The sequence below is a fragment of the Staphylococcus sp. HMSC072H03 genome (assembly GCF_001809305.1).
In the GTDB taxonomy this organism is placed as follows: Bacteria; Bacillota; Bacilli; order Staphylococcales; family Staphylococcaceae; genus Staphylococcus; species Staphylococcus hominis.
Genome location: NZ_KV796900.1, coordinates 72,242 through 97,911, shown reverse-complemented (window position 1 = coordinate 97,911; position 25,670 = coordinate 72,242). Strand labels below are relative to the sequence as shown.

At 32.3% G+C, this 25,670-nt stretch carries 27 protein-coding genes, 2 pseudogenes and 1 other annotated feature; of the genes and pseudogenes, 10 read left to right on the top strand and 19 right to left on the bottom strand.

The window, feature by feature from the left end:
* Positions 1-8: 8 nt before the first annotated feature.
* Both ahpF and HMPREF2578_RS08425 read left to right on the top strand, forming a co-directional pair.
* Positions 9-1,532 carry an alkyl hydroperoxide reductase subunit F gene (gene ahpF, locus HMPREF2578_RS08430; RefSeq protein WP_017175679.1) on the top strand — a complete coding sequence of 508 codons (1,524 nt, stop codon included), beginning with the start codon at positions 9-11 and terminating at the stop codon, positions 1,530-1,532.
* 248 nt (positions 1,533-1,780) lie between these two features.
* Positions 1,781-2,410, top strand: a complete 630-nt coding sequence (locus tag HMPREF2578_RS08425; RefSeq protein ID WP_017175678.1) for an NDxxF motif lipoprotein — start codon at positions 1,781-1,783, stop codon at positions 2,408-2,410.
* A 96-nt stretch (positions 2,411-2,506) separates the two neighbouring features.
* Here HMPREF2578_RS08425 and HMPREF2578_RS08420 read toward each other — a convergent pair whose 3' ends face one another.
* Positions 2,507-3,085 (bottom strand): histidine phosphatase family protein, encoded by a 579-nt coding sequence (locus tag HMPREF2578_RS08420; RefSeq protein WP_017175677.1) that lies wholly within the window; start codon positions 3,083-3,085, stop codon positions 2,507-2,509.
* Positions 3,086-3,362: 277 nt separating this feature from the next.
* Positions 3,363-3,611, bottom strand: coding sequence for a GlsB/YeaQ/YmgE family stress response membrane protein (locus HMPREF2578_RS08415; RefSeq protein WP_002447983.1), 249 nt, complete (start codon positions 3,609-3,611; stop codon positions 3,363-3,365).
* Positions 3,612-3,931: 320 nt separating this feature from the next.
* On the opposite strand from HMPREF2578_RS08415, the gene HMPREF2578_RS08410 reads away from it, so the two are divergent.
* A complete protein-coding gene (locus tag HMPREF2578_RS08410; protein ID WP_017175676.1) occupies positions 3,932-4,189 on the top strand; it encodes a helix-turn-helix domain-containing protein in 258 nt (85 codons plus the stop codon).
* Between the two features lie 58 nt (positions 4,190-4,247).
* On the opposite strand, the gene HMPREF2578_RS08405 is transcribed toward HMPREF2578_RS08410, so the two are convergent.
* The 4 genes from HMPREF2578_RS08405 to rpsF form a co-directional block, all read right to left on the bottom strand.
* A complete protein-coding gene (locus HMPREF2578_RS08405) occupies positions 4,248-5,192 on the bottom strand; it encodes a hypothetical protein (RefSeq protein ID WP_017175675.1) in 945 nt (314 codons plus the stop codon).
* A 182-nt stretch (positions 5,193-5,374) separates the two neighbouring features.
* A complete protein-coding gene (gene rpsR, locus HMPREF2578_RS08400) occupies positions 5,375-5,617 on the bottom strand; it encodes a 30S ribosomal protein S18 (RefSeq protein ID WP_002447994.1) in 243 nt (80 codons plus the stop codon).
* 41 nt (positions 5,618-5,658) lie between these two features.
* Positions 5,659-6,171, bottom strand: coding sequence for a single-stranded DNA-binding protein (ssb, locus tag HMPREF2578_RS08395; protein WP_017175674.1), 513 nt, complete (start codon positions 6,169-6,171; stop codon positions 5,659-5,661).
* Positions 6,172-6,192: 21 nt separating this feature from the next.
* A complete protein-coding gene (gene rpsF / locus HMPREF2578_RS08390) occupies positions 6,193-6,489 on the bottom strand; it encodes a 30S ribosomal protein S6 (protein WP_017175673.1) in 297 nt (98 codons plus the stop codon).
* A gap of 247 nt (positions 6,490-6,736) precedes the next feature.
* On the opposite strand from rpsF, the gene HMPREF2578_RS08385 reads away from it, so the two are divergent.
* A complete protein-coding gene (locus HMPREF2578_RS08385) occupies positions 6,737-6,928 on the top strand; it encodes a hypothetical protein (RefSeq protein WP_017175672.1) in 192 nt (63 codons plus the stop codon).
* 69 nt (positions 6,929-6,997) lie between these two features.
* Here the strand turns inward: HMPREF2578_RS08385 and ychF are convergent, their stop codons facing one another.
* The 4 genes from ychF to HMPREF2578_RS08365 all read right to left on the bottom strand — a co-directional run bounded on the left by ychF (position 6,998) and on the right by HMPREF2578_RS08365 (position 10,163).
* Positions 6,998-8,095 (bottom strand): redox-regulated ATPase YchF, encoded by a 1,098-nt coding sequence (gene ychF, locus HMPREF2578_RS08380; protein ID WP_019834710.1) that lies wholly within the window; start codon positions 8,093-8,095, stop codon positions 6,998-7,000.
* Between the two features lie 11 nt (positions 8,096-8,106).
* On the bottom strand, positions 8,107-8,310 hold the full coding sequence (locus tag HMPREF2578_RS08375; RefSeq protein ID WP_002448008.1) for a DUF951 domain-containing protein: 204 nt from the start codon (positions 8,308-8,310) through the stop codon (positions 8,107-8,109).
* Between the two features lie 20 nt (positions 8,311-8,330).
* A complete protein-coding gene (locus tag HMPREF2578_RS08370; protein WP_017175670.1) occupies positions 8,331-9,209 on the bottom strand; it encodes a mechanosensitive ion channel family protein in 879 nt (292 codons plus the stop codon).
* A 129-nt stretch (positions 9,210-9,338) separates the two neighbouring features.
* Entirely contained in the window at positions 9,339-10,163 is an 825-nt protein-coding gene (locus HMPREF2578_RS08365; protein WP_017175669.1) for a ParB/RepB/Spo0J family partition protein, read from the bottom strand.
* Between the two features lie 225 nt (positions 10,164-10,388).
* Positions 10,389-10,779 (top strand) — a binding site (T-box leader).
* A 67-nt stretch (positions 10,780-10,846) separates the two neighbouring features.
* On the opposite strand from HMPREF2578_RS08365, the gene HMPREF2578_RS08360 reads away from it, so the two are divergent.
* The 5 genes from HMPREF2578_RS08360 (at position 10,847) to HMPREF2578_RS08340 (ending at position 17,982) form a co-directional block, all read left to right on the top strand.
* Positions 10,847-11,950 carry a PLP-dependent transferase gene (locus tag HMPREF2578_RS08360; RefSeq protein ID WP_017175668.1) on the top strand — a complete coding sequence of 368 codons (1,104 nt, stop codon included), beginning with the start codon at positions 10,847-10,849 and terminating at the stop codon, positions 11,948-11,950.
* The gene (metC, locus tag HMPREF2578_RS08355) at positions 11,947-13,122 is read left to right on the top strand and encodes a cystathionine beta-lyase MetC (protein WP_017175667.1); all 1,176 of its coding nucleotides are present in this window, start codon (positions 11,947-11,949) and stop codon (positions 13,120-13,122) included. The genes HMPREF2578_RS08360 and metC overlap by 4 nt, the downstream gene beginning before the upstream one ends.
* Positions 13,076-14,914 (top strand): bifunctional homocysteine S-methyltransferase/methylenetetrahydrofolate reductase, encoded by a 1,839-nt coding sequence (locus tag HMPREF2578_RS08350; RefSeq protein WP_002454538.1) that lies wholly within the window; start codon positions 13,076-13,078, stop codon positions 14,912-14,914. Before metC ends, HMPREF2578_RS08350 begins: the two co-directional genes overlap by 47 nt.
* A complete protein-coding gene (metE, locus tag HMPREF2578_RS08345; RefSeq protein WP_017175666.1) occupies positions 14,911-17,157 on the top strand; it encodes a 5-methyltetrahydropteroyltriglutamate--homocysteine S-methyltransferase in 2,247 nt (748 codons plus the stop codon). Before HMPREF2578_RS08350 ends, metE begins: the two co-directional genes overlap by 4 nt.
* A gap of 78 nt (positions 17,158-17,235) precedes the next feature.
* Positions 17,236-17,982 carry a cyclase family protein gene (locus tag HMPREF2578_RS08340; protein ID WP_017175665.1) on the top strand — a complete coding sequence of 249 codons (747 nt, stop codon included), beginning with the start codon at positions 17,236-17,238 and terminating at the stop codon, positions 17,980-17,982.
* A 109-nt stretch (positions 17,983-18,091) separates the two neighbouring features.
* Here HMPREF2578_RS08340 and HMPREF2578_RS11240 read toward each other — a convergent pair.
* The 3 genes and pseudogenes from HMPREF2578_RS11240 to HMPREF2578_RS08330 form a co-directional block, all read right to left on the bottom strand.
* Positions 18,092-18,202 (bottom strand): annotated as a pseudogene (locus tag HMPREF2578_RS11240) (RimJ/RimL family protein N-acetyltransferase); the annotation flags it as partial.
* Positions 18,203-18,235: 33 nt separating this feature from the next.
* Positions 18,236-18,558 (bottom strand): annotated as a pseudogene (locus HMPREF2578_RS08335) (MFS transporter); the annotation flags it as partial.
* 39 nt (positions 18,559-18,597) lie between these two features.
* Positions 18,598-20,193: a xylulokinase gene (locus tag HMPREF2578_RS08330; protein ID WP_017175662.1), complete on the bottom strand. Its 1,596-nt coding sequence runs from the start codon at positions 20,191-20,193 to the stop codon at positions 18,598-18,600.
* Between the two features lie 306 nt (positions 20,194-20,499).
* On the opposite strand from HMPREF2578_RS08330, the gene HMPREF2578_RS08325 reads away from it, so the two are divergent.
* On the top strand, positions 20,500-20,859 hold the full coding sequence (locus tag HMPREF2578_RS08325) for a magnetosome magnetite crystal formation protein family (protein WP_029376801.1): 360 nt from the start codon (positions 20,500-20,502) through the stop codon (positions 20,857-20,859).
* A gap of 75 nt (positions 20,860-20,934) precedes the next feature.
* Here HMPREF2578_RS08325 and HMPREF2578_RS08320 read toward each other — a convergent pair whose 3' ends face one another.
* The 6 genes from HMPREF2578_RS08320 to HMPREF2578_RS08295 all read right to left on the bottom strand — a co-directional run.
* Positions 20,935-21,264, bottom strand: coding sequence for a hypothetical protein (locus HMPREF2578_RS08320; protein WP_017175660.1), 330 nt, complete (start codon positions 21,262-21,264; stop codon positions 20,935-20,937).
* Positions 21,265-21,464: 200 nt separating this feature from the next.
* The gene (dhaM, locus tag HMPREF2578_RS08315; protein WP_017175659.1) at positions 21,465-21,839 is read right to left on the bottom strand and encodes a dihydroxyacetone kinase phosphoryl donor subunit DhaM; all 375 of its coding nucleotides are present in this window, start codon (positions 21,837-21,839) and stop codon (positions 21,465-21,467) included.
* A complete protein-coding gene (gene dhaL / locus HMPREF2578_RS08310) occupies positions 21,836-22,417 on the bottom strand; it encodes a dihydroxyacetone kinase subunit DhaL (RefSeq protein ID WP_017175658.1) in 582 nt (193 codons plus the stop codon). Before dhaL ends, dhaM begins: the two co-directional genes overlap by 4 nt.
* Positions 22,418-22,448: 31 nt before the next feature.
* A complete protein-coding gene (gene dhaK / locus HMPREF2578_RS08305; protein ID WP_017175657.1) occupies positions 22,449-23,411 on the bottom strand; it encodes a dihydroxyacetone kinase subunit DhaK in 963 nt (320 codons plus the stop codon).
* 194 nt (positions 23,412-23,605) lie between these two features.
* Entirely contained in the window at positions 23,606-24,718 is a 1,113-nt protein-coding gene (locus HMPREF2578_RS08300) for a glycerol dehydrogenase (RefSeq protein ID WP_017175656.1), read from the bottom strand.
* A 577-nt stretch (positions 24,719-25,295) separates the two neighbouring features.
* The coding region (locus tag HMPREF2578_RS08295) for a GNAT family N-acetyltransferase (RefSeq protein WP_070492145.1) at positions 25,296-25,670 on the bottom strand (375 nt) is incomplete at its 5' end.

Here is a 25,670-nt window from a genome sequence, read left to right as displayed (position 1 = left end):
ATTTAAGTATGCTTAATGCTGATTTAAAACAACAATTACAACAATTATTACAACTTATGGAAGGCGATGTAGAATTTAGAGCAAGTATCGGCTCTGATGATAAATCTAAAGAATTAAAAGATTTATTAGATGAAATCGCTGAGATGACAGATTATATTACAATCGTTGAAAAAGAATTAAAACGCACACCAAGTTTTCAAGTAAGTAAACCTGAAGAAGATACTGGTATCACATTTGCTGGTATTCCTTTAGGTCATGAGTTTAATTCACTTGTGCTTGCCATTTTACAAGTAAGTGGTCGTGCGCCTAAAGAAAAACAATCAATCATTGATCAAATTAAAGGTCTTGAAGGTAACTACAATTTTGAAACTTATGTAAGTTTAACTTGTCAAAAATGTCCAGATGTAGTTCAAGCATTAAACTTAATGAGTGTAATTAATCCAAATATCACTCATACAATGATTGATGGTGCTGTATTCCGTGAAGAATCTAAGGATATCATGGCAGTCCCTGCTGTATTTTTAGATGGTGAAGAATTCGGTAATGGTCGTATGACAATTTCTGATATTTTATCTAAACTTGGCAGTACACAAGATGCTTCAGAATACGAAGATAAAGATCCATACGATGTATTAATCATCGGTGGTGGGCCAGCAAGTGGTAGTGCTGCAATTTATACTGCGCGTAAAGGTTTACGCACTGGTATTGTTGCAGATAGAATTGGTGGTCAAGTTAACGATACAGCTGGTATTGAAAACTTTATTACTGTTAAACAAACCACTGGATCAGAATTCTCTTCTAATTTAGCTGCACATATCGAAGAGTATGATATTGATGCTATGACTGGTATTCGTGCAACTAAAATTGAAAAAACTGATAAAGCTATCCGAGTAACTTTAGAAAATGATGCAGTTCTTGAAAGTAAAACTGCTATTATTTCGACTGGTGCAAGCTGGCGTAAATTAAACATTCCTGGTGAAGATCGCTTAATCAATAAAGGTGTTGCTTTCTGCCCTCACTGTGACGGACCTTTATTTGAAAATAAAAACGTTGCAGTTATCGGTGGTGGTAACTCTGGTGTTGAAGCAGCTATCGATTTAGCAGGAATAGTTAAACATGTGACACTATTTGAATTCGCTCCAGAACTAAAAGCGGATACAGTGTTACAAGAACGTTTACGTTCTTTCCCTAATGTTGATATTCACACAAATGCTAGAACTGCTGAAGTTCTAGGTGAAGATCATGTTACTGGTTTAAGCTATGAAGATATGTCATCTGGTGAAATGAAAGAATTAAGCTTAGATGGTATCTTTGTACAAATTGGCCTTGTGCCAAATACAAAATGGATTGGTGACGCAGTAGAGTTAAATAACCGTGGAGAAGTCGTTGTGGATCGTGAAAATAACACAAACGTTCCTGGTATTTTTGCTGCTGGTGACGTTACTGACCAAAAATATAAACAAATCATTATATCAATGGGTTCAGGTGCTAACGCAGCATTGAGTGCATTTGATTATATTATTAGAAATTAATTTACAGTTTAACTTTCTACATGAAAGTAAGACTTAGAACTTAACCTATCAAATATCTTCATTTTAAGCAGAGTCATTTTATTAATGGCTCTGCTTTTTTAATTTATTTTTTTACTGATATTGCCACAATTTGTTCATAGATTTATATTAATTTTAGGTCTTAAACATTCAATTCTGTTTCTATAAATGATACTCTATTATTATGCTTAAATAGAAACGTTTACTAATAAAGGAGATTATTGAAATCTATGAAAAAGAGTATGATTATTAGTAGTTTTTTAGCATTGTTATTAATATTAAGTGCTTGTGCACCTAATAATGATAATAATGAAGACAATCATAATCAAAGTAACGGTGTTAATGCACCGAAACATGCTAAAAACTTAACTGAAAATGATATTTTTACATCAAATAAATCACATCAAAAGCTTACTGAAGATGAAATGAACCAAGCAATCAAAAAATATCTAGATGTTAATAGTGATATTTTAGATAATAAATATATAATGCAAAGTCAAATCGACCGTCAAAGTTCAGGACAAACAAAAATCACTGATAAACAAGCTACAAAACTTAGTAATTTATCTAATATTGCTGTTAAAAATGACTTACACTTTAAAAAATATGTTGAAAATAACACATTGCCAGACGGCTATAAAGATCATGTAAATCGTATTATTAAATACTTTCATGCTTTGAATAGTACAATTGCAAATGTTGATGAAAGTATCGAACAACTGAATTACCAACCTCAAAATACAATTAACGTTGTAGATGTTCCTACTCATTATGCTGGAGATGTAAATGGAAACCAACAAAATAAAATCAAATCTTTCTTAAATAAGAAAGATATCAAAACAGACGTTTTTGATAAATAGAATAGGTAGTATCCGTTTGAATATGTTATTCAATCCATTAATGGTGACGTCTAATATATAAAAAATCTGAGACGATGAATGATGTCTCAGATTTTTTTATAACTCAATAAGATATGGCTTACAATTTTCAATTACTTTAGTTAATGCTTCTTCTTTATTTATATAGCCAAAGTAAACCATAATACAACGTATCACAACTTGATGTGCAATAATGACTATCGTGTGATTATCTTGAATATGGATCGTTTCGAAAAACTGTTTCACTCTATGATAAACATCATTATAACTTTCCCCCTCAGGCGCTTTTTGAATAAAGCTATGTCGAAAATCTTTATAATTTGAATCATGAAAATAGCGATGATACTTATTATTTTTCATAAGTTTATCCTTAAATTGACCTTCAAATAGACCCAATGAACGTTCACGTAATAATGAGGTAACTGTAGTTGGGATATCGTAAGGGAAGATATATTGATATGTTTCTTTTGTTCTTGTTAAATCAGATACATACACATCATCAATTTTTATATTATAAAAATACGTCTTTAAGTTTTTTGCACTTTCAATGCCCCTTTCAGTTAAAGGAACGTCTAACTGACCACAATAATATGCTCGATTGTACTTATTATCGTAATTAGACTGTGATTCACCATGTCGAATAAGATATAAATTCATGTTTTACCTCCTATTTCAATTTATTATATTAAATAATAATTGAATGAAGTCTACTAATAATACAAATTATATATTTTTAAATAATATAAGTTTTTATGATTGTCAATATTTATATTGCATGATACTATTAACTTGTAGTTATTTAATAACTACAAGTCTTTTATATTCATGAACATAATACTCCTGGATGACGTCTTAACCCGACGTCATCCTCTTTTTTTAGTTTAATAAATAAAAAAAGAGCACTACATAACGTAGTCCTCTTTAAATACTATACTTATTTTTTGATTGCTTTTAAAATTAAAGAAACAATAAAAATAAGAATAATTGCACCGATTAATGCTGGGAAGATTGGTACTCCGCCCCAAACAGGACCCCAAGTACCTAACAATTTACTTCCGATGAATGAACCGATTAAACCAGCAATGATATTACCTAAGATACCACCAGGGATATCTTTACCCATGATCATGCCAGCAATCCAACCGATTAATCCACCAACTATTATCATAATAATAAAGCCCATAGTTAGATTACTCCTTATAGTTTTATTTTATTTACTTCTTATTCATACCACCTATTTCAATTTTATAAACATCATTATTAAAATAATTTATTTTTTATAACAAAAACAACTAAATAATAACACCCACATATTTTATTAGTATTTATTCAATTAATGATTAAAAATATAAGGCTCCTAAAAATAGCAACTATTTTTATATAAAATACTTGCTAAACATTATGAACAAGCATATTATAATAAAATATATAAAATACTTAATAAATTTTCATATAATAAAATTTTGTTTATATACAAAATTGATACTTAGGAGGTTATGTATTATGAGTTCACATGCACTGTATAACTTAAGAAAAAAAAGACATCTTGAAATTAATGAATTAACTGAAATCCTAAACAAAAAGTATGGCACACATTACGAACCACATCAATTATACGAATGGGAAAATCATCAACATGAACCAAAGTTCAAAGATGCAATGATTCTGGCAGATTATTTCAATACATCTTATCAAGTTCTAGTTGAAAGTAAATATAAAGAATATCAACAACAATTTGATGATGTTGATATTCGACTATAAACAACTTTAAAGGAACAAAACATATTCATGTTGAATATAATGTCTTGTTCCTTTGTTTTTATTCTTCGGTATTTGTACTTTGATGATTTGGTTGTGCTTGTTCATTACGATCCATTTGAGAAGTTGTGGGTTCTTCTTTAGTTTGTGTAGAAGCGTCTGTTGAAGTTGAATGATTGTTCTCGGATTGATTCGATGTCTGGACATCATTTTGAGTTTCAGATTGCGCGCTATTTTGATTTTCTTCATTAGATGATGTATGTTGCGTTTCATTATTATTCTTTGTTTCATTATTTTGTACATCATTATTTCGTTGTCGGTTACTTTGTTCTAATTTACTTTCATTCATTTGTTTTCTTTTAGCTTTTTCTTCATCTGTCATATTATTATAATTATCAACAATACTACCTGTATGTTTATCTACAATAGCTACATAAGGTGTACCAGTACCATAAGCGTCACTTGCTGCATAATCTATATAATACATATCGTCAGTACTTTTACTAGGATTGTAATTAAATTCATTTCTTAAACGATGTCCAAATCCTTGATTTTTATACCAATCATAGACAACATCCTCTGCTTGCTGAGGTGTAAGTTCTTTATTCGAAGAATCGTTTGATTGATTGTCACTAGTTGAATGACTTTCATTTGTAGTCGTTTCATTATTTCCATTGATTCCGTTTTCAGATTGGTTTTGAGTATTCTGTTCGGATGACTGAATACTATTATTATCATTTGGTTGAATATCTTCAGTTTGATTATAATTAGTATTTTCATCATTATCATTTTGTTGTGTATCTGATGAATCTATATTCTTCTCATTATTAGTATTATTATTTTTATTTGAACTATTAGGCGTTTTGTTATTATTATCACTCTTCTCAGTTTTTTGTTTATCCTCTGAACTATCATTATTTCCGCCTGGTAAATGAATATTTAAATCACAAGCACCCAAAAGTAAAGTAGATGCAACAATACCTGCTAATAAATATTTTCCTCTCATTATCATCAAAACTCCTTATGTATATCTCTTTTAATGATAACATTTTATATTGCATCCCTTAAAGATATTACCCAATACATTTTAAAATCAACTTAATATGTATAATCTGCTCATTTTTTATTACTCGACATAAAAATAACCCCGCAAGCCTTGAGCTTACGGGGTTTAACCCTAATTATATATTAGTTTTCGTCTTTAACATATGGTAATAAAGCCATATGACGAGCACGTTTAATAGCTGTAGTCAACATACGTTGATATTTAGCTGAAGTACCAGTTACACGACGTGGTAAAATTTTACCGCGTTCTGAGATAAAACGTTTTAATAATTCAGTGTCTTTATAATCAATATGTGTAATACCATTTGCTGTGAAATAGCATACTTTTTTACGACGACGTCCGCCTCTTCTTGGTCCACCTGCCATGGTTAATTACCTCCTTTTATATTTTTAATCTCATTCTTTCGTTAGAATGGTAAGTCATCATCACTAATATCAATTGGACCATTCGCATTTGCAAATGGGTTATCTGATTGATTATTGTTTGATGCACGATTGTTATTATTATAAGATGTATTTTGTCCTGATTGTGAACCACCAAATCCTTGGCCATAATCTTGGAAATCATTATTTCCTTGATGACGTTGTCCACCTTGTGCATTTTTAGGTTCAAGGAATTGAACACTATCCGCTACAACTTCAGTGACAAATATACGACGACCTTCTTGATTTTCATAACTGCGTGATTGTATGCGACCATCAACGCCAGCTAAACTACCTTTTGAAAGATAGTTATTTACGTTTTCTGCTTGTCTTCTAAATACAACAACGTTAATAAAGTCAGCTTCGCGTTCCCCTTGAGCATTCGTGAAAGTACGATTAACTGCTAGAGTAAATGTCGCTACACTTACGCCTGAGGGAGTACTTCTGTATTCTGGATCCTTAGTTAAACGACCTACTAATACAACTCGATTTATCATTTCAACGCCCCCATTTAATTATTACTTATCTTGGTCTTCACGGATAACGATATAACGGATAATATCGTCATTGATTTTAGCTAAACGTTGGAATTCGTCTGTAGCTTTGTTATTATCTGTTTTAATGCGTACGATGAAGTAGAAGCCTTCTTTGAAATCTTCAATTTCGTAAGCAAGACGGCGTTTACCCCAGTCTTTTTCTTCTAAAACTTCTGATCCTTCTGAAGCTAAGATACCGTTAAAGCGTTCAACAACTGCTTTTTTAGCATCTTCTTCAATGTTAGGACGTACGACATACATAATTTCATATGTTCTCATTTTATAATTGCACCTCCTTGTGGTCTATGCGGCCTATCGAATCCTATCCATAGGCAAGGAATAATTTTCATTACTCACAATCAAGAATTATAGCATAGGTGATTACTTTTTACAATAAATATTATTTGAAATATTTTGTCTGAAAGTGGATAAGATTTATCGTATTGGCCTATAAATTTATATTCAAACTTTAAACATATCTTTTCAAAAGAGAACTGATATTCTATAATGTCCTTGAGGTGTAACTATGCAATTAGATTTAGATTGGAATAAAGATTTTCAAGAGTTTCAAGAAATCTTAAATTGCGGTATCACTCCAGAGTGGCTATACTGTGCAAAAGCCAATATGATTCTTGAGCCAGCTTATACTGGAGAAGGTAAACAGTTTTTTAGCACCAAAGATATTGTTAAAGCAAGTAAAGTTATACCGTTTTTTTAAGATATAACCATAATGATATAACTAAAGCGCGACGTCTATAATAAATAGATGTCGCGCTTTTTTATATTCCTATACATTAAATCGGAAGTGAACAATATCTCCGTCTTGCATAATATAATCTTTACCTTCTAAACGTTGTTTACCTGCTTCTTTCGCACCTTGCTCACCACCATGCTCAACATAGTCGTCATAACTTGTTACTTCGGCACGAATGAAACCACGTTCGAAGTCTGTATGAATGATACCTGCACATTGTGGTGCCGTCATCCCTTGTCTAAATGTCCAAGCACGTACTTCTTGAACACCTGCTGTAAAGTAAGTAGATAATCCTAACAAATCATATGTTGTTCTGATAAGACGATCGAGGCCTGGTTCTTCAATACCTAAGTCTTCTAAAAACATTTCTTTATCTTCATCATCAAGTGTTGCAATTTCTTCCTCGATTTTTGCGCTAATGACGATAACTTCAGAATCTTCTTTTGCTGCGTACTCACGAATGGTTTTCACTTTATCATTTTCATCGTCACCAATTTCATCTTCGCCAACGTTTGCAATATATAACATTTTTTTAGATGTTAATAATTGAGCTTGATTTACATATTTTTGATCTTCTTCGTTAAAATCTAAACTACGAACTGGATTTCCTTCTTCTAACGCTTCTTTTATTCTAGATAAAATGCGGAACTCCATTTCGGCTGTTTTATCTTTTTGACGTGCCATTTTTTCAATTCGAGGCAAACGTTTCTCTACTGATTCTAAATCAGCTAAAACAAGTTCCATATTAATGACTTCAATATCATCTAATGGATTTACACGGCCAGCGACGTGTGTCACATTTTCATCATCGAAAGCACGTACTACCTGACAAATAGCGTCTACTTCACGAATATGTGATAAGAATTTATTTCCTAAACCTTCACCTTTTGAAGCACCTTTAACAATACCTGCAATATCTGTGAATTCGAAAGTGGTAGGAATCGTTTTCTTAGGTTCTACCATTTCTGTTAATTTATTCAAACGTGTATCTGGTACTTCTACAATCCCGACATTCGGGTCAATCGTAGCGAAGGGATAGTTCGCAGCGAGCGCACCTGCTTTTGTAATTGCATTAAATAGAGTAGATTTACCAACATTAGGCAAACCTACGATACCTGCTGTTAAAGCCATGAATCATTCTCCTAACTTTCTGTATCTTGATGAGATACTAATATTTTTTTTATTTTTTTATCAAACACTTGTCGTGGAATCATAATACTTCTTTGACAATTTTCACATTTAATTCGTATATCTGCACCCATGCGAATAATTTTAAATCGATTTGTTCCACAAGCATGTTGTTTTTTCATTTCTACTATATCATTTATACCATATTTTGGTGTCACAACATTACCCCCAACATTTATTAAGCGTCTTGTTTATCGGTATTTCTTACGTACATGGGTTGTGGCAATTTAATACCTTCTTGTACAAACATTTTTTGAATTTCTTTGCGTAAAATTCTAGAACCTGAAGCACCTTCTCCAGGAATAGTTTCTGCTGATATTCTTATGATAACTTTTGTTTCATCTAACCCATCAATTCCTAAAACAACTGGATCAGTAATGAATAAGTAGTATTTACTACGCATTGCTGTAAATAATTTATTTAATTTCTTTTCAACTTTATCTAAATTTTCATCAACTGAGACTGGAATTTCTACAATTGACGTACCATTAGTAATAGAATAGTTAGTAATCTCACCCATACTACCATTTGGTAAAATAGTTAACTCCCCAGTGATGGTATTAATACGCGTTGATCTCAATCCTATAGATTTTACTGTTCCTTCAGCAACTGTAGTACCACCGCTATTAATTTTAACATAATCACCTACATCAAACTGATTTTCAAAAATAATGAAAAATCCAGTAATAATATCTTTGACTATAGTCTGGGCTCCAAAACCAACAGCGATACCTACAACACCGGCGCTGGCGATAATTCCGTTTACGCTAATTCCAAATTTACTTAATACTGTTGTGAGCACGATAAACCACACAATGTATCTTACAACATTTTTGATAAGGGACACGAGCGTTTTAGAGCGTTTTTTATTTCCTCTATTACTTTTATTTTGAAATTTAAATGCTTCTTCTATCGCTTTATTAATAATTCCAATTACAATTAAGCCTACTAAAATATAAATAATAACCATTGCTAATTTAGTTGCTAAATTTGTATATACTTCGGGTTCTGTTAATGGTTGAAATAGCGATGTTAACACGTTCTTCAACTGATTCATATAGCCCCCTCCTTTTCCATTTAGTCCACATTAAATTTGTATTCCAATTTATTTATTATACAAAAATTCTTCTAAAATTGTATCAGTCTTTTGATTTATCATTTTCTTTTTTATTTTATTAATAGGATACTATTTATTAAGTTTATCTATAATACGTCTAAACTCAGCCTCGGATTTAAACTCAAACACAATTTTCCCAACATTTTTAGATACAGATATATCTATATGAGTTCCAAATTTTTCCTTAAGCGCACGTTCTTGTTTCTGTATGAATTTGGGTTTACTTGGAGTATTTAATTTTTCTTTTTTAGACTGCCCACCGTCTTGAATTTCAGAAACAACTTTCTCTAAATAACGTACACTCCACCCCTCTTTGATTGCTTGTTTACCTATACGTTTCATCGTATTTACATCTTTTAATGCAAGTAAAGTACGTCCATGGGCACCTGACATGCGATGCTCTCTTACAAGCTTAGCAATATCAGAGGGTAAATTTAGTAATCTTAGCATATTAGCAATGTAAGGACGTGATTTTCCTAACCTTTCAGCAACTTTTTGTTGTGTCAGACCAAGATCGTTCATTAATCGTTGATAACTTTCAGCTTCTTCAATTGCATTCAAATCTTCTCTTTGTAAGTTTTCTATAATGGCTAATTCCATCATGTCAGAATCAGAAAGGGATTTTACAATTGCAGGAACTTCCTCTAACCCAGCTAATTTAGAAGCTCGAAAACGTCGTTCTCCTACAACGATATAATATCCATTGATCGTTTTTCTTAAAACAATAGGTTGAAGTATACCATGAGTTGTTATAGAATCTGCTAAATCTTGAAGTTTCTCCTCATCAAATGTTTTTCTAGGTTGATAGGGATTAACTTTAATACTTGAAATTTTAATATGTTGTACGTGTTCATCATTATTTAATTGAATACGTTGATCTTCAATATGGTCCACTCATAGTCCTCCCTTATCTTTAAAGTCATTACTTAATTTTAAAAAAAGCGTGTTATATCTACAAGTCTTATAAACTTTTTTAAGAAAAATTTTACTAGGTAGAAAGTATATATATCAATCATTCAACCGCTTTCTGAATTTATTATTTAATCATAATTTTCAGAAAAGTTGTTGACAAATGTAATTTATGTCTGTAAGCTATGAATTAACTTAAAAAAACACAAATTACACACGGTAATAAGGAAAGTAAAACTTACACTGCAGATACAGAGAGTCTTGTAAGCTGAGAAGAGACATTGAAAGAAAGTTTGAAAATGGCCTTTGAGTGTTGATGCCAATATGAGGTATCAACGGGTTCGCCCGTTATAGCGATACAGTATTAACATTTATTGTTTAATGGCGTACTGGAATCACCGACGTCACTAAATTATCGTTAATACTCATTTATCATTAAAAGTTAAATGAGTTTTTTTATTACAGATATATCTGATATTTTACGATAATGTGTGTCACTTTTTCAAGTACTCCTAAAACATGATGGCGTACTGTTTGAGGTTACTTTAGCAATAAAGTAGCAAACAAAGGTGGTACCACGAAACAAGCTTTCGTCCTTTACATCCGATACATATCGGGTTTAAAGGACGGAAGCTTTTTTTATTTAGAAAATGATAGGAGGATTTGAAATGAAAGATACTCAATTAGCACAAATTTCATTAACAAAGGATTTGACTGGCGCAATTGCTAATCCAATTTACTTATCGACGGCATATCAACATCCTCACCTAGGTCAGTCTACAGGATATGATTACACACGAACGAAAAATCCAACGCGCTCTTCATTTGAAGAAGCATTTGCCAAATTAGAAGGTGGTACAGCTTCATTTGCAACTTCAAGTGGTATGGCAGCAGTTCAACTTATTTGTAACTTATTTAAACCTGGTGATGAAATTTTAGTAGCTTTTGATTTATATGGAGGAACATTTAGATTATTTGATTATTATGAACAACAATATGGTATTCATTTTAAATACGTTGATTTTTTAAATTATGAAGAAGTCGAAAATAGTATAAATAAACACACGAAAGCACTCTTTATCGAACCAATTTCGAATCCTCAAATGATTCAAATTGATGTAGAACCATATTATGTTCTAAGTAAAAAACATCATCTATTAACCATTATCGACAACACGTTTTTAACTCCATACTTATCAACACCTTTAGAACAAGGTGCTGACATTGTTTTACACTCAGCTACAAAGTATATAGGTGGTCATAATGATGTACTTGCAGGTGTAGTGACAGTTAAAGATGACACACTTGCTGAACAATTAGGTCAATTTCACAATATGATTGGCGCCACATTGTCTCCACTTGATTGTTACTTACTTCAAAGAGGTTTGAAAACACTACATCTCAGAATAGAACGATCTCAAGACAATGCACGTCGTCTCGCAAAACGTTGTGAAACATCCGATTCTATTGATGAAGTACTCTATAGTGGAAAAACAGGTATGCTAAGTTTACGTCTTAATAAGGCTTATAGCGTAGCTAAATTTTTAGAAAATTTAGAAATTTGTATTTTTGCAGAAAGTTTAGGAGGAACTGAAACCTTTATTACTTTCCCATATACACAAACACACGTCGACATGCCAGATGATGAAAAAGACAAACGCGGTATTGATGAACATTTAATTCGCTTATCCATTGGTATTGAAGATTATAAGGATGTTGAAGCAGATATTATTCAAGCATTAGAAAATTCTAAAGTAGGAGTGATTTCATGAGCTTATCTAAAGAAACAGAAGTGATATTTGATGAACATAGAGGTGTAGATTACGATTCAGCAAACCCACCATTATATGATTCTTCAACTTTCCATCAAAAAGTACTTGGTGGTAACGCAAAATTTGATTATGCCAGAAGTGGTAATCCTAATCGTCAATTATTAGAAGAAAAATTAGCTAAACTTGAAGGCGGCCAATATGGATTTGCTTATGCTTCAGGTATTGCAGCAATATCAGCCGTATTACTCACATTACAAGCTGAAGATCATGTCATTTTACCAGATGATGTGTATGGCGGAACATTTAGACTAACTGAACGTATTTTAAATCGTTTTAATATTAAATTTACGACGGTAAATGCGACTCATCCTGAAGAAATTGAACAAGCCATTCAACCTAATACAAAATTAATTTATATAGAAACACCATCGAACCCATGCTTTAAAATCACTGATATTAAAGCAGTTGCTCATATCGCTAAAAAGCATGATCTACTTTTAGCAGTAGATAATACATTTATGACTCCATTAGGTCAATCTCCACTTTCACTTGGTGCTGATATAGTGGTTCATTCTGCAACAAAATTCTTAGGTGGACATAGTGATATTATTGCTGGCGCTGCTATTACAAATCGCAAAGACGTCGCTGAGGCACTTTATCTACTCCAAAATGGAACAGGAACTGCCCTATCTGCACATGATAGTTGGACTTTAGCCAAACATTTAAAAACATTACCTGTTCGTTTTAGACAATCTACATCGAATGCTGAAAAGCTTGTAGACTTTCTAAGTCAAAGAGATGAAGTTGCTGAAGTGTATTATCCGGGAAATAGTAATTTACATTTATCACAAGCTAAAAGTGGCGGTGCAGTCATTGGCTTTCGTCTAAAAGATGAAACAAAAGCTCAAGCATTTGTAGATGCGCTAACTTTACCACTTGTATCTGTAAGTTTAGGAGGAGTAGAAACGATTCTCTCACATCCAGCCACAATGTCTCATGCAGCTGTTCCAGAAGAAGTGAGAAACGAACGTGGCATTACATTTGGTCTATTCCGTCTAAGCGTAGGTCTTGAACAACCTGAAGAACTCATAGCTGATATTGACTACGCATTGAAGGAGGCATTTAATGAGTCGATTATTGAACCATTTGAAGAACAACGTTTTAGTAGCTGATGGCGCAATGGGAACAATCCTCTATTCCGAGGGCCTAGATACTTGTCCTGAAGCATATAATCTTACACATCCCAATAAAGTTGAACGTATTCATCGTTCATATATAGAAGCAGGAGCTGATGTCATTCAGACAAATACGTATGGCGCTAACTTTGAAAAATTAAAAGTATTTGGCTTAGAGCATAAAGTAAAAGAAATTCATAAAGCCGCTGTACAAATTGCAAAACGCGCAGCCAATAAAGAGACATTTATCTTAGGAACGGTGGGTGGCTTCAGAGGAATAAAACAAGAAGACTTATCGCTTTCTACTATTCAATATCATACAGACAATCAAATTGATACTTTAATTGAAGAAGGTGTAGATGGTTTACTATTTGAAACCTACTACGATTTAGATGAATTAACGAGTGTGATAACAGCGACACGTCAAAAGTACGATATTCCAATTATCGCACAACTGACCGCTTCCAATACGAATTATCTCGTTGACGGTACAGAAATTAACGAGGCGTTAAAACATCTCATTGAATGTGGCGCAAATGTGGTGGGCTTAAATTGTCACCATGGCCCACATCACATGCAACGCTCATTTTCACATATCGAACTACCAGAACATGCCTATCTCTCATGTTATCCTAATGCGAGTCTACTCGATATTGAAAATAGTGAATTTAAATATAGTAACAATGCTAAATATTTTGGTGATGTTGCACAAGAATTAATTAACGAAGGCGTTCGTTTAATTGGTGGTTGTTGTGGTACTACACCGGAACATATCTCTTACATTAAAGAATCTGTAAAACATTTAAAACCAATTAAAACTAAAAAAGTTATTCCAATTCATCGAACAATTAATACAAATGCAAAACGTACATTAAAACAAAATTTAACATCAAAAGTAAAACAAAGACCTACTGTGATTGTTGAATTAGACACTCCAAAACATCTCGATACAGAATTGTTCTTTGAGAATATAGGTAAGCTAGATGAAGCAAATATTGATGCAGTAACACTCGCAGATAACTCTCTCGCTACTGTAAGAGTCAGCAACATTGCTGCTGCAAGTTTAATCAAACAACGATACGAGATTGAACCTCTTGTTCATATCACATGTCGAGATCGGAATCTAATTGGTTTACAATCTCATCTACTTGGCCTTTCACTCATCGGTGTGAGTGAAATTTTAGCTATTACAGGAGACCCTTCAAAAGTAGGTCATCTACCAGGCGCAACAAATGTGTATGATGTTAACTCAAAAGGCCTAACAGAACTTGCACTACGATTTAATCAAGGTATTAATGTTGATGGTGATGCGCTGAAGAAACATACCAACTTTAACATCGCCGGAGCGTTCGATCCAAACGTTCGTAAATTAGACGGAGCAGTTAAACGTCTTGAGAAAAAAGTAGCGGCAGGTATGAGTTACTTTATTACCCAACCTGTATATAGTAAAGAAAAAATCAAAGAGGTATATGAAGCAACTAAACATCTTGATACCCCACTTTTTATCGGTATCATGCCTATTGCAAGCTACAATAACGCACTTTTCTTACATAACGAAGTGCCTGGAATTAAAATGTCAGAAGATGTATTAAATCAATTTAAAGCAGTAAAAGATGATAAAGAAAAAACAAAAGAATTAAGTTTGAGACTGTCTAAAGAATTAATCGATACGGTACATGAATACTTTAATGGTTTATATCTCATTACACCTTTCCAACGTATTGATTATTCATTAGAGCTCGCAGCATATTCTAAAGCAATTACCCAAAACAAGGAGGCAATATCATGACAACAATTAAAACTTCAAACTTAGGATTCCCAAGATTAGGTAGAAAAAGAGAATGGAAAAAAGCAATCGAAAGCTATTGGGCTAAAAAAATCGATAAAACTGAATTAGATCAAACATTAACAGACTTACATAAAGAAAATTTATTACTTCAAAAGAATTATAATTTAGACAGTGTACCTGTTGGTGATTTCTCATTATATGACCATATTCTTGATACATCATTACTTTTCAACATTATTCCTGAACGTTTCCAAGGACGTATAGTAGATGATGATTTATTGTTTGATATTGCACGTGGTAATAAAGAACATGTTGCAAGTGCATTAATTAAATGGTTTAACACAAACTATCACTATATTGTTCCTGAATGGGATAATGTTGAACCTAAGGTGAATCGCAATGTATTATTAGACCGTTTTAACTATGCTAAATCAATTAATGTAAATGCACATCCTGTCATTGTTGGTCCAATCACTTTTGTGAAACTTTCTAAAGGTGGTAATCAATCTTTTGAAGAAAAAGTTCAAACATTACTTCCACTATATAAAGAAGTATTACAATCTTTAGTAGATGCAGGTGCTGAATACATTCAAGTCGATGAACCTGTTCTTGTAACAGATGAAAGTGAAAATTATGAAAATATTACTAAAGAGGCTTATGACTACTTTGCTGATGCTGGTTTAGGAGAAAAATTAGTCATACAAACCTATTTTGAACGTGTTAATGTAAAATTCTTAAGCCGTTTACCAGTGGCTGGTCTTGGTTTAGATTTTGTTCATGATCACGGTTATAACTTAGAACAAATTAAAGCAGGAGATTTCGATAAATCTAAAACATTATATGCTGGTATTATTGACGGTCGTAATGTTTGGGCTGCAGATATTGAAGCGAAAAAAGAATTAATCGAAACTTTACAACCTTATACTAAAGCAATTGTAATTCAACCTTCCTCTTCATTATTACACGTTCCGGTATCATTAGATGATGAAACATTAGATACATCAATTGAAGAAGGCTTAAGCTTTGCTACTGAAAAATTAGATGAGTTAGATGCATTACGTCGATTATTTAATAATAATGATAATAAAAAATATGATGAGTTAAAAGCACGCTATGAACGATTCCAAAGTCAATCATTCAAAAACCTTGAATATGATTTTGATAGCGTACCAACCAGTCGTAAATCTGATTTTAAAGACCGTAAAAAAGCACAAGACGCTCGTTTACATTTACCAGATTTACCAACAACAACGATCGGCTCATTCCCTCAAACAAGAGAAGTACGTAAATACCGTGCAGACTGGAAAAATAATCGAATTTCAGACGAAGAATATAACAACTTCTTAGAAAATGAAATCGCACGTTGGATTAAAATCCAAGAAGAGATTGGCTTAGATGTACTTGTACACGGTGAATTCGAACGTAATGACATGGTTGAATTCTTCGGTGAAAAACTTCAAGGTTTCTTAGTCACAAAATTTGGATGGGTTCAATCTTATGGTTCACGTGCTGTAAAACCACCAGTCATTTATGGAGATGTAAAATGGACTGCACCTTTAACAGTTAAAGAAACTGTTTATGCACAAAGCTTAACTGATAAACCTGTTAAAGGTATGTTAACTGGTCCAGTCACTATCTTAAACTGGTCATTCGAACGTGTAGATGTTCCTCGTAAAGTCGTTCAAGATCAAATTGCCTTAGCTATTGACGAAGAAGTATTAGCACTTGAAGAAGCAGGTATTAGCGTCATTCAAGTAGATGAACCAGCATTACGTGAAGGTTTACCATTACGTTCTGAATACCATGAACAATACCTTGCTGATGCGGTAAATTCATTTAAACTTGCAACATCTTCAGTCCAAGATGAAACACAAATTCATACGCATATGTGTTATTCTCAATTTGGTCAAATCATTCATGCAATTCATGACTTAGATGCAGATGTTATTTCAATTGAAACATCACGTAGCCATGGTGATTTAATCAAAGACTTTGAAGATATTAACTATGATTTAGGTATTGGATTAGGTGTATATGATATTCATAGTCCACGTATTCCTACTGAAGAAGAAATTGCAACAGCAATTGATCGTTCTTTACAACAAATCGACCGTTCTTTATTCTGGGTTAACCCTGACTGTGGTCTAAAAACACGTAAAGAAGACGAAGTGAAAGATGCCTTAACAGTACTTGTAAATACTGTTCGTAAAAAACGTGAAGAAAAAAATAAACCTGTCGCATAAGATACAGATAAACATGTGAGGGAGAAATTGAGTTTTCTCCCTCTTTTATTCTTATATTAGACTTTCGAGGTGAAACATATGACAAATTATCCATTGTGGGACCAATTACAACAATTAAAAACAGCAGAGTGGGTAGATTTAACCCATACTTTCGATCCAGACATTCCACGATTTAGTGAATTTGAAAAAGGCCAAGTATCCACATTATTTACAGTCAAAGAACATGGCTTTTATGTACAACGTTGGAATATCGTTACACAATACGGCACACACATTGACGCACCGATACATTTTGTAGAGAATAAACGTTATCTTGAGGATCTTGATTTAAAAGAATTAGTCTTACCACTTATCGTGTTAGATTATTCAAAAGAAGTAAAAAATAATGATGACTTTATCGTGACACGCCAACATTTAGAACAGTGGGAAGCGGAGAATGGGCGCATTGAAGAAGGTACCTTTGTTGCTTTACGTACAGATTGGTCAAAACGTTGGCCAGATATTGAACAATTCGAAAATAGAGATGCTGATGGTAACCAACATTTACCAGGTTGGGGACTAGATGCTTTAAAATTCTTAATTGAAGAACGCGGTGTAAAATCGATTGGTCATGAAACATTCGATACAGATGCATCAGTAGATACAGCTAAAAATGGCGATATTGTTGGAGAACGTTATATACTTGGACAAGATACCTTCCAACTTGAACTCTTAACAAACCTAGACCAATTGCCTACGCGTGGCGCAGTCATTTATGCAATTAGTCCCAAACCGAAAGATGCGCCAGGTTTCCCTGTCCGTGCATTTGCTATCAAACCATCTTAAATATAAGTGATATGTTGATAATGAGCGATCAAATTTATCACTTTCCTATATAATATATAACATCCTGATACTAAAGTACTTGAGCAAGACGAAGTATCAGGATGTGTTGTTATTTATATTCATTTTCATATTCTTCTCTCAACACACTATACACATAACTATCTGAGGATTTCCCTTCTACACGTTCATCACTTCTCAATATACCCTCTTGTGTGAATCCACGAATACCATACATAATTATCATCATTGCTTAATTTTGTTGAGCTAAACCTAAAGTTAAAAATCCAACATGAAAAATAATCCATATTATAAATGCTAAAGTCATCAGTCGACGTGGACTAAATACTTCTGCTAGTACTCCAGACATCCATGAAGCCAGTGCTACTATTAATCCATATATAGCTATCACTCTACCTGCTTGTGAATCACTATATCCAAGATCGATAATATACTTAGACAAAAACGCTTGTTCAAATCTATCACCTGTCATAAATATAGCTACCGCTACATAACCCCAATTAATACTCTAGGTAATCCTAAAAGCTGACGATTTTGTTTAGTTAAATCATTAGTCACAATAATTCCACTTTCTCCCTTTGCTTATTTGTGATTTCTTTAAAGTTGTTCATTAGCAAGACGTTCTATAGGAAGACCTTTTTTAAAACGTTCAATATAACGATTAAAGCTTTCTATTTCTTTTTCATTTGGTTCAATTTTGATGGACTCAGTATCTTTAAAAGCAATTTCATTAAGATAACTAGATAAATTTACATCGTTTTCTGCTATAAGATACCTAGCTAAAACAGCAATCCCCCATGCTCCACCTTCACCAGCTGTTTGCATAACACTAACAGGACTTTGCATTGCTGCTGCTAAAAATGTTTGAGCAACTTTTTTGGTTTTGAATATACCTCCGTGCCCATATATTGAATGAATTTCAATATCTTCATTTTCTTTTAATAAATCAATACCAATTTTTAATGTACTAAATGCACTATATATATGAGTCTTCATTACATTAGCTAAATTGAATGAACTATCTATCGATCGTACTAACATAGGGTAACCCTGTTGAACCTCTGTAATAAATTCTCCAGATATATATCCATATGAAAGTAATTTCCCAAGTTTATCATCACCATTTAAAGCGTTTTCGAATAATTTTGTAAAAAGTTCACTTTTTTCATATTTGACACCCATTACTTCTAATACTTCTCCAAATAAATCAACCCATGCATTAATATCAGATGTGCAATTATTCGCATGTATCATGGCTACTTCATAGCCATCTGGTGTTGTGACAATATCCACTTCTGGATAAATATTTTTTAAAGATTTGTCTAATACAATCATTGAAAAGATACTTGTTCCTGCAGATATATTACCAGTCTTTGGTGCTACGCTATTTGTAGCTACCATTCCAGTTGCAGCATCAGCTTCTGGAGCACACATAGGACAGCCTGCTTCTAATTGACCATTTGGATCAATAAGTTTTGCTCCTGTTTCTGTTAAATAACCTGCATTTTCACCTGCTACCACAACTTTTGGTAATACTTCTAAAATATCTTGATGATATCCCATTTCAGAAAAAAGCTGATTAAATGTTTTAGCAATATCTTGTCGATACTCTTTAGTTTCTACATCAACGGGAAACATGCCTGAGGCATCGCCTATACCTAATACTTTTTCATCTGTTAAGTACCAATGAATATAACCAGCAAGTGTTGTCATGTAATCTACTTTAGCAACATGAGACTCATTATTTATAGCTGATTGATATAATTGAGCTATGCTCCATCTTTCTGGAATATTTACTTGAAATGATTCTCTTAAAATCTTAGCCGCCTGATTAGCATTGTTATTACGCCAAGTTCGAAATGGAACGAGCAAATCTTCTTGTTGATCAAATACTAAATAACCATGCATCATCCCACTAATGCCTAATGATTTAATTTTTTTCACTGTAGTTCCATACTGTTCTTTTATAACTTTAGTCATTTCACTATAACTTTTTTGTAGACCTATCCATGCATCGTTCATAGAATATGTCCAATATCCGTCTTGATATGTATTTTCCCATCCAAACGTTCCTGTAGCTAATGTTTTACAGTTGTCATCAATTGCTACCGTTTTAATTCTAGTTGAACCAAATTCAATACCAATTGTTAAATTACCCGCTTCAATAAATTGTTTTATTGAGGAATTATTCATTTTATGCACCTCCCTATAAAATTAGTGAAAACGCTTACTTATTTAATGCTATCAAAACTTTATATAGCAAACAAGTAATTTTCAAATATAATATTTTATTAATTTTAATATTTATAAATACACAATTGATACTTTTAGTTATATAAAATCCTAAATACAAACTTATTAGTTATTTATTTAGAAAAAGTATACAAACGATATTTTTCTTTTCTCAATACTTACAGTGTTGTAAGTTTATCTATTAATTGTTGTAATATTTTATTATTGATGTTTTTATAATAAGTAAAGAGAAAGAAGGTGAAAAAAGTGGAAAATACAAATAGTAAAATGCATAAAAATGACAATAGTTATGTTTTATCAGCATTGAGTTATTTAAGTATCTTTTTTGCACCTATCATTTTACCTTTATTGGTATGGATACTTGCGGAAGAGCCAACGTCTGAGCATGGTAAAAAAGCATTAGGGAACCATGTTATAACGTGGATCAGTTTTTTTATAGGTAGAGCGGCATTTATTTTTTCAAAAGAGGTCTTTGATAAACCATTCGATCATCAATTATTAATATTTGTTATTGCTTTAATCATTGCTATTGTGTTCTTTTTAATTGCTTTAATATTATATATCCTCAACATTATCAGAGGAATTAAAATTTTATTAAAAAAATAAGTCACTTATATATTAAATTAAAAAGGGAGTACTATACTTCCTTTTTAATTTAACGCTTTTCTATAACTGATGACTTTATTTATAATCTAAGATACTTTCTTCAACGTTTCTAATCACATCTCGCGAAACCTCAAAATTATTATTAATATATCCATGCTTATTAACCGATAGAGCAATCGATTGGCCTGCATAATAATCATTTTGACTTACTCTAAAGGCACGAGTAAATGCTTCACCATCTTGTATTTTATCAATTAAAATATCTCTATTCACAAAAATCGGTTGGCTAATATTTATAGCTTTTCCATCCTTTATATTAAACTCATACAATCTTAATCCATATAATTCAAGATCGTCATTATTTTTCTTAATGACGTATTTAATCGCATTATATTTTCTAGCCATCTTTTTAATCCTTTCTATTGCTATATTATAGTAATTTTTATTTTAGTTTTCATTTATAATGTGTATTTCAAAAAACTTGAAAGATAATTTATTTATTATATAAAACCACTATGAACATTGACATTCAATCACTGCAGTTTAAATTAATAAAAAAAGAGGACAAAGACCTCTACACATCTTTGACCTCATAATATATTCACTTAATCATTTTTTAATTGTTCTTTGACTTCTGCGATAGTTTCATCCATCGTCATATTCGATTTAAGTGCCACACTCGCGATAAAACTACCTTCTACGACGGGCGCCTCCATTTTTTCAATACGATGAGAGCCTTCATACATTTCGATTGCCATATCAAGGTTCATCCCAGCAGACCCTATATCATAAAAACATATTGCATCATCATCTAATTCATTTATGACTGAAAGAATACGATCGAAAGATGTGCCAATCCCTTTATCATCTAAGCCACCAACATCAATAATATTGACGTCATTATCTGTCATTTGTAAATTTAAATCTTTGACACCTTCAGCAATTTTATAACTGTGACTCACAATTACTATTGAAGTCATTCTACCTCTCCTCCTATCATCGCATTTAAAATGTAAACACTACTTTGAGCACCTGGATCGATATAACCTTTTGAATCTTCTTTAAAATATGATGCTCGTCCTTTCGTAGCTATCATGTTTTTAGTTTCATCAGCATATGATTGTAATGTGTTAAAATCAATGTTTTCATCATTATCTAATGCTTCTCTTGTACGTTCAATTACGTCATACATCGTTTTTTCATTTAATTCTACTTTTCCACGTTGTTTAACGGCTTCTGAAAAAGCAGCAATCATCTCTTTTAAATTTTCTTTGTCAATATCATCTTTAACGACATTTGCCATTTTAACAAAGCTAAAACCGTATAAAGGACCTGAGGCACCGCCCACTTTAGACATTAATGTCATTCCTGTTGATTTAAATAATGACTTCATATCTGTGTCATCCAGACCTTGTTCTAACGCTTCAAATCCTCTGACCATATTCACTCCATGGTCGCCATCACCAATGGCACGATCTAAATCAGTTAATTCACTTTCTTTTTCTTTAAAAGTTTCAACTAAACTAAGTAGTCTTGTTTTCATGTCTTGTACATTCATTGAAAAGTCACCTCATTATCTCTATTTTTATTTAAAAATAACGACTTGTTGTTGGAGCTAAAAGACCTTTTTCTATTTCTTCACTATAAGGAACCACTGTAATGGAGAAACCTTGCATATCAAGTGATGTCATATAATCACCAACAAACCATTGTTTAGCAGCTATGTCATGTTCTTGGAATTGTTGATTTAAATACTTCGCCACAATACTTAATTCAGATAAAGGCGTGCCTCCCATACCATTTACCATAACAATTAATGATTGATCTTTCACTTCTTTTAACAACTCATCTAGTAAACGCTCAATAATAACATCAACCGATTGAATCGCTTCACGGTGTAACCCTTTTTCACCATGAATGCCGATACCTATTTCCATTTCATTATCATCAATATCGAAACTATATTTCCCAGTTGTTGGCACCATTGGTGAAGTAAGCGCCATCCCAATACTTTTAATTTTAGGAATAAACGCTTCAATTTTGTTTTTAATATCTTTTAAAGATAGGCCTTGGTCCGCTAAATAACCTGCATATTTATGAATGAATACCGTACCAGCCACGCCACGACGTTTTTCTACATCTGAAACAGCAATATCATCATTCACAATGACACGTTCAACTTTAATATCTTCCATTTGTGCCATTTCTTGAGCCATCTCAAAGTTCATAACGTCTCCAGCATAATTTTTAACGATTAATAATACACCGTCGCCTGTATCGACTGCTTTAATAGCATCTAAAATTTTATCTGGAGTCGGAGATGTAAAAACTTCACCACATACTGCCGCATCAAGCATACCATTAGCTACATAACCCGCATGTGCTGGTTCATGACCACTACCACCGCCTGATACCAAGGCAACTCCTGAATTTTTTTTATTTTTTTTAACAACAACTGTTTCTGAAATAATTTCAATATTATCATTCGTTAAAGCGAGACCCTCTAACATGTCTGTTAAAATATTATTTTTTTCTTTAATTAATTTTTTCATCAAAAAGCGACTCCTTTTGGCATATTCAAAGTAAGTTTATCTAAGATTAAATATCAACATCATTTTCTTTATTTAAACTTGGAATTTTCATATTAGTAAATATAAAAATACTCTTTCAAAAAAGGATAAAGACATAAGTTTTATCTTTATCCTTCTAATTACTTATCTATTCTTAGTTATCTTCTTTACGAAAATTAACCTTTGGAATTCAACGTACTTTTAGATAATTCACTTACTGTTAAAATAGCGTCTGCAATGTCATCTGCATTTAACTTATCACTTAAATTTGCAAAAGTATCATTTGGTTCTAAAGCACGCTCACCTACGCGAACCAAATCTTCATAACTTTTATCGGCAATGTGGAGTTCTTCTAAAGTCGTTGGCATATGGATACTACTTAAAAATTGTTGATATTTTACAAATTTTTCTGTTGGCGCATTTTCCAATACTAATTGGACTAAAATACCATAGGCCACTTTTTCACCATGCGTTAAATGATGAATATCGCCTTCAAGTGCTGTAAAACCATTATGAATTGCATGAGCAGCTGCAAGTCCTCCATTTTCAAATCCTAAACCTGAAAGTAATGTGTTCGCTTCAATCACTGCTTCAACTTGTGGAGATACAATATGATTTTTAATTGCTTCATATGCACTATGTCCATATTCAAAAATTACTTCTTCACATTTCTGCGCAATCGCTAAGCTAGCTAATGATGGTTTTCCACTAAACATATTTTTTCCTTGTCTACGTAACGTAGATTCTACCTCAACTAAAGTAGCTAATCCATCACTCATCCCTGAAGCAAATAAACGTACAGGCGCTTGCGCAACAATTTGTGAATCCACCATTACTGTATCAGGATTCTTAGGGTAAAATTCATAACCACTAAATACGCCATTATCATCATAAATAACAGATACGGCTGCCGTAGGTGCATCCATTGATGCAGTAGAAGCGAAATCGATAACACTTGCATTTAAAGCATTGGCTACTGCTTTACCTGTATCAAGTGCCTTTCCACCACCTAAACCAATGACTACATCTATGCCTTTTGTCTTAGCTTCATCAACGATACGATTAATTTCATTTTCTGAAGATTCGCCTTTAAATGTTTCGTAATCATAATTAACTTCTGAATTATTTGAAAAACTTTGATCAATTTGATCTTTAGTTATATTCCAAACAACTTCATCTGAGATTATTAATGCATGTGAACCTAAACGTTGTGTTTCATCTGCGATAGATTCGATAACTCCTTTTCCTTGTACATATCTTCCTGGAGATTGATAAATAATTTTTGCCATAGAGCTTTCCCTCCATAATAAATATTTATACTGCATCATTTAATAACTCTTCAGTAAATTACGCTCACAAATATATGATATAGAAAATACATATTAGCGTATTTACCATTACAATACGAAAAATAAGAATCAAAAGAAAGATTAAGTTGCTTAAAAAATTGATTTCTCTCTACACTTCCATTATTAATCTATTAAATATAATTGTCCACATATTAGCTAAAACTTCATTAAATTATCACTTTAAAACTTAAATATTGTAATATTATAATTTATAACCTATAATTGACTCTATCTTTACAATAGGTTTTATTGTGTTATCCTATGCTTGTATTACTCTTAATCTAACATAAAAATTTTAACCACTTTCAATTTATTCTGGAGCGTAAATTGAAAGTGGTTTTTTTAATTTATTATATATAGGTTTACTAAACAATAAGCTTAAAATAGAAAGAGATGATTCTATTCTCTATTATGTTCGGAATGAATCTATAAGTGGATATCATACGTTTATTGATTACTTAAAAAATAATTATAAAATCGTCTTGAAGATAAATTTGAATGTGTATTTACAATAGAATTAATCATCATATTCTTCTCTAAGCAAACTATACACATAACTATTTGAGAATTTCCCTTGTACACGTTCATCACTTCTCAATATACCTTCTTGTGTGAATCCAAGTCTTATTGGTATAGCTCGACTTTTCTTATTTTTAGTAGACATTCGTATTTCGATTCGATTAATATCATATTCTTCATATACATATTGAATAAGTGCTTTAGTGCATCTAGTCATGATGCCTTTCTTTTGGAAATCTTCAGCTAAATAATAACCAATCGACGTGCGTTTGTTAACCAAGTCTAAATAATGTAAGCCAATGACTCCTACAAGTTTTTGGTCATACCAAATGCCACAATGGAATCCATCTCCACGCGCAAATTGTTGTAAGGC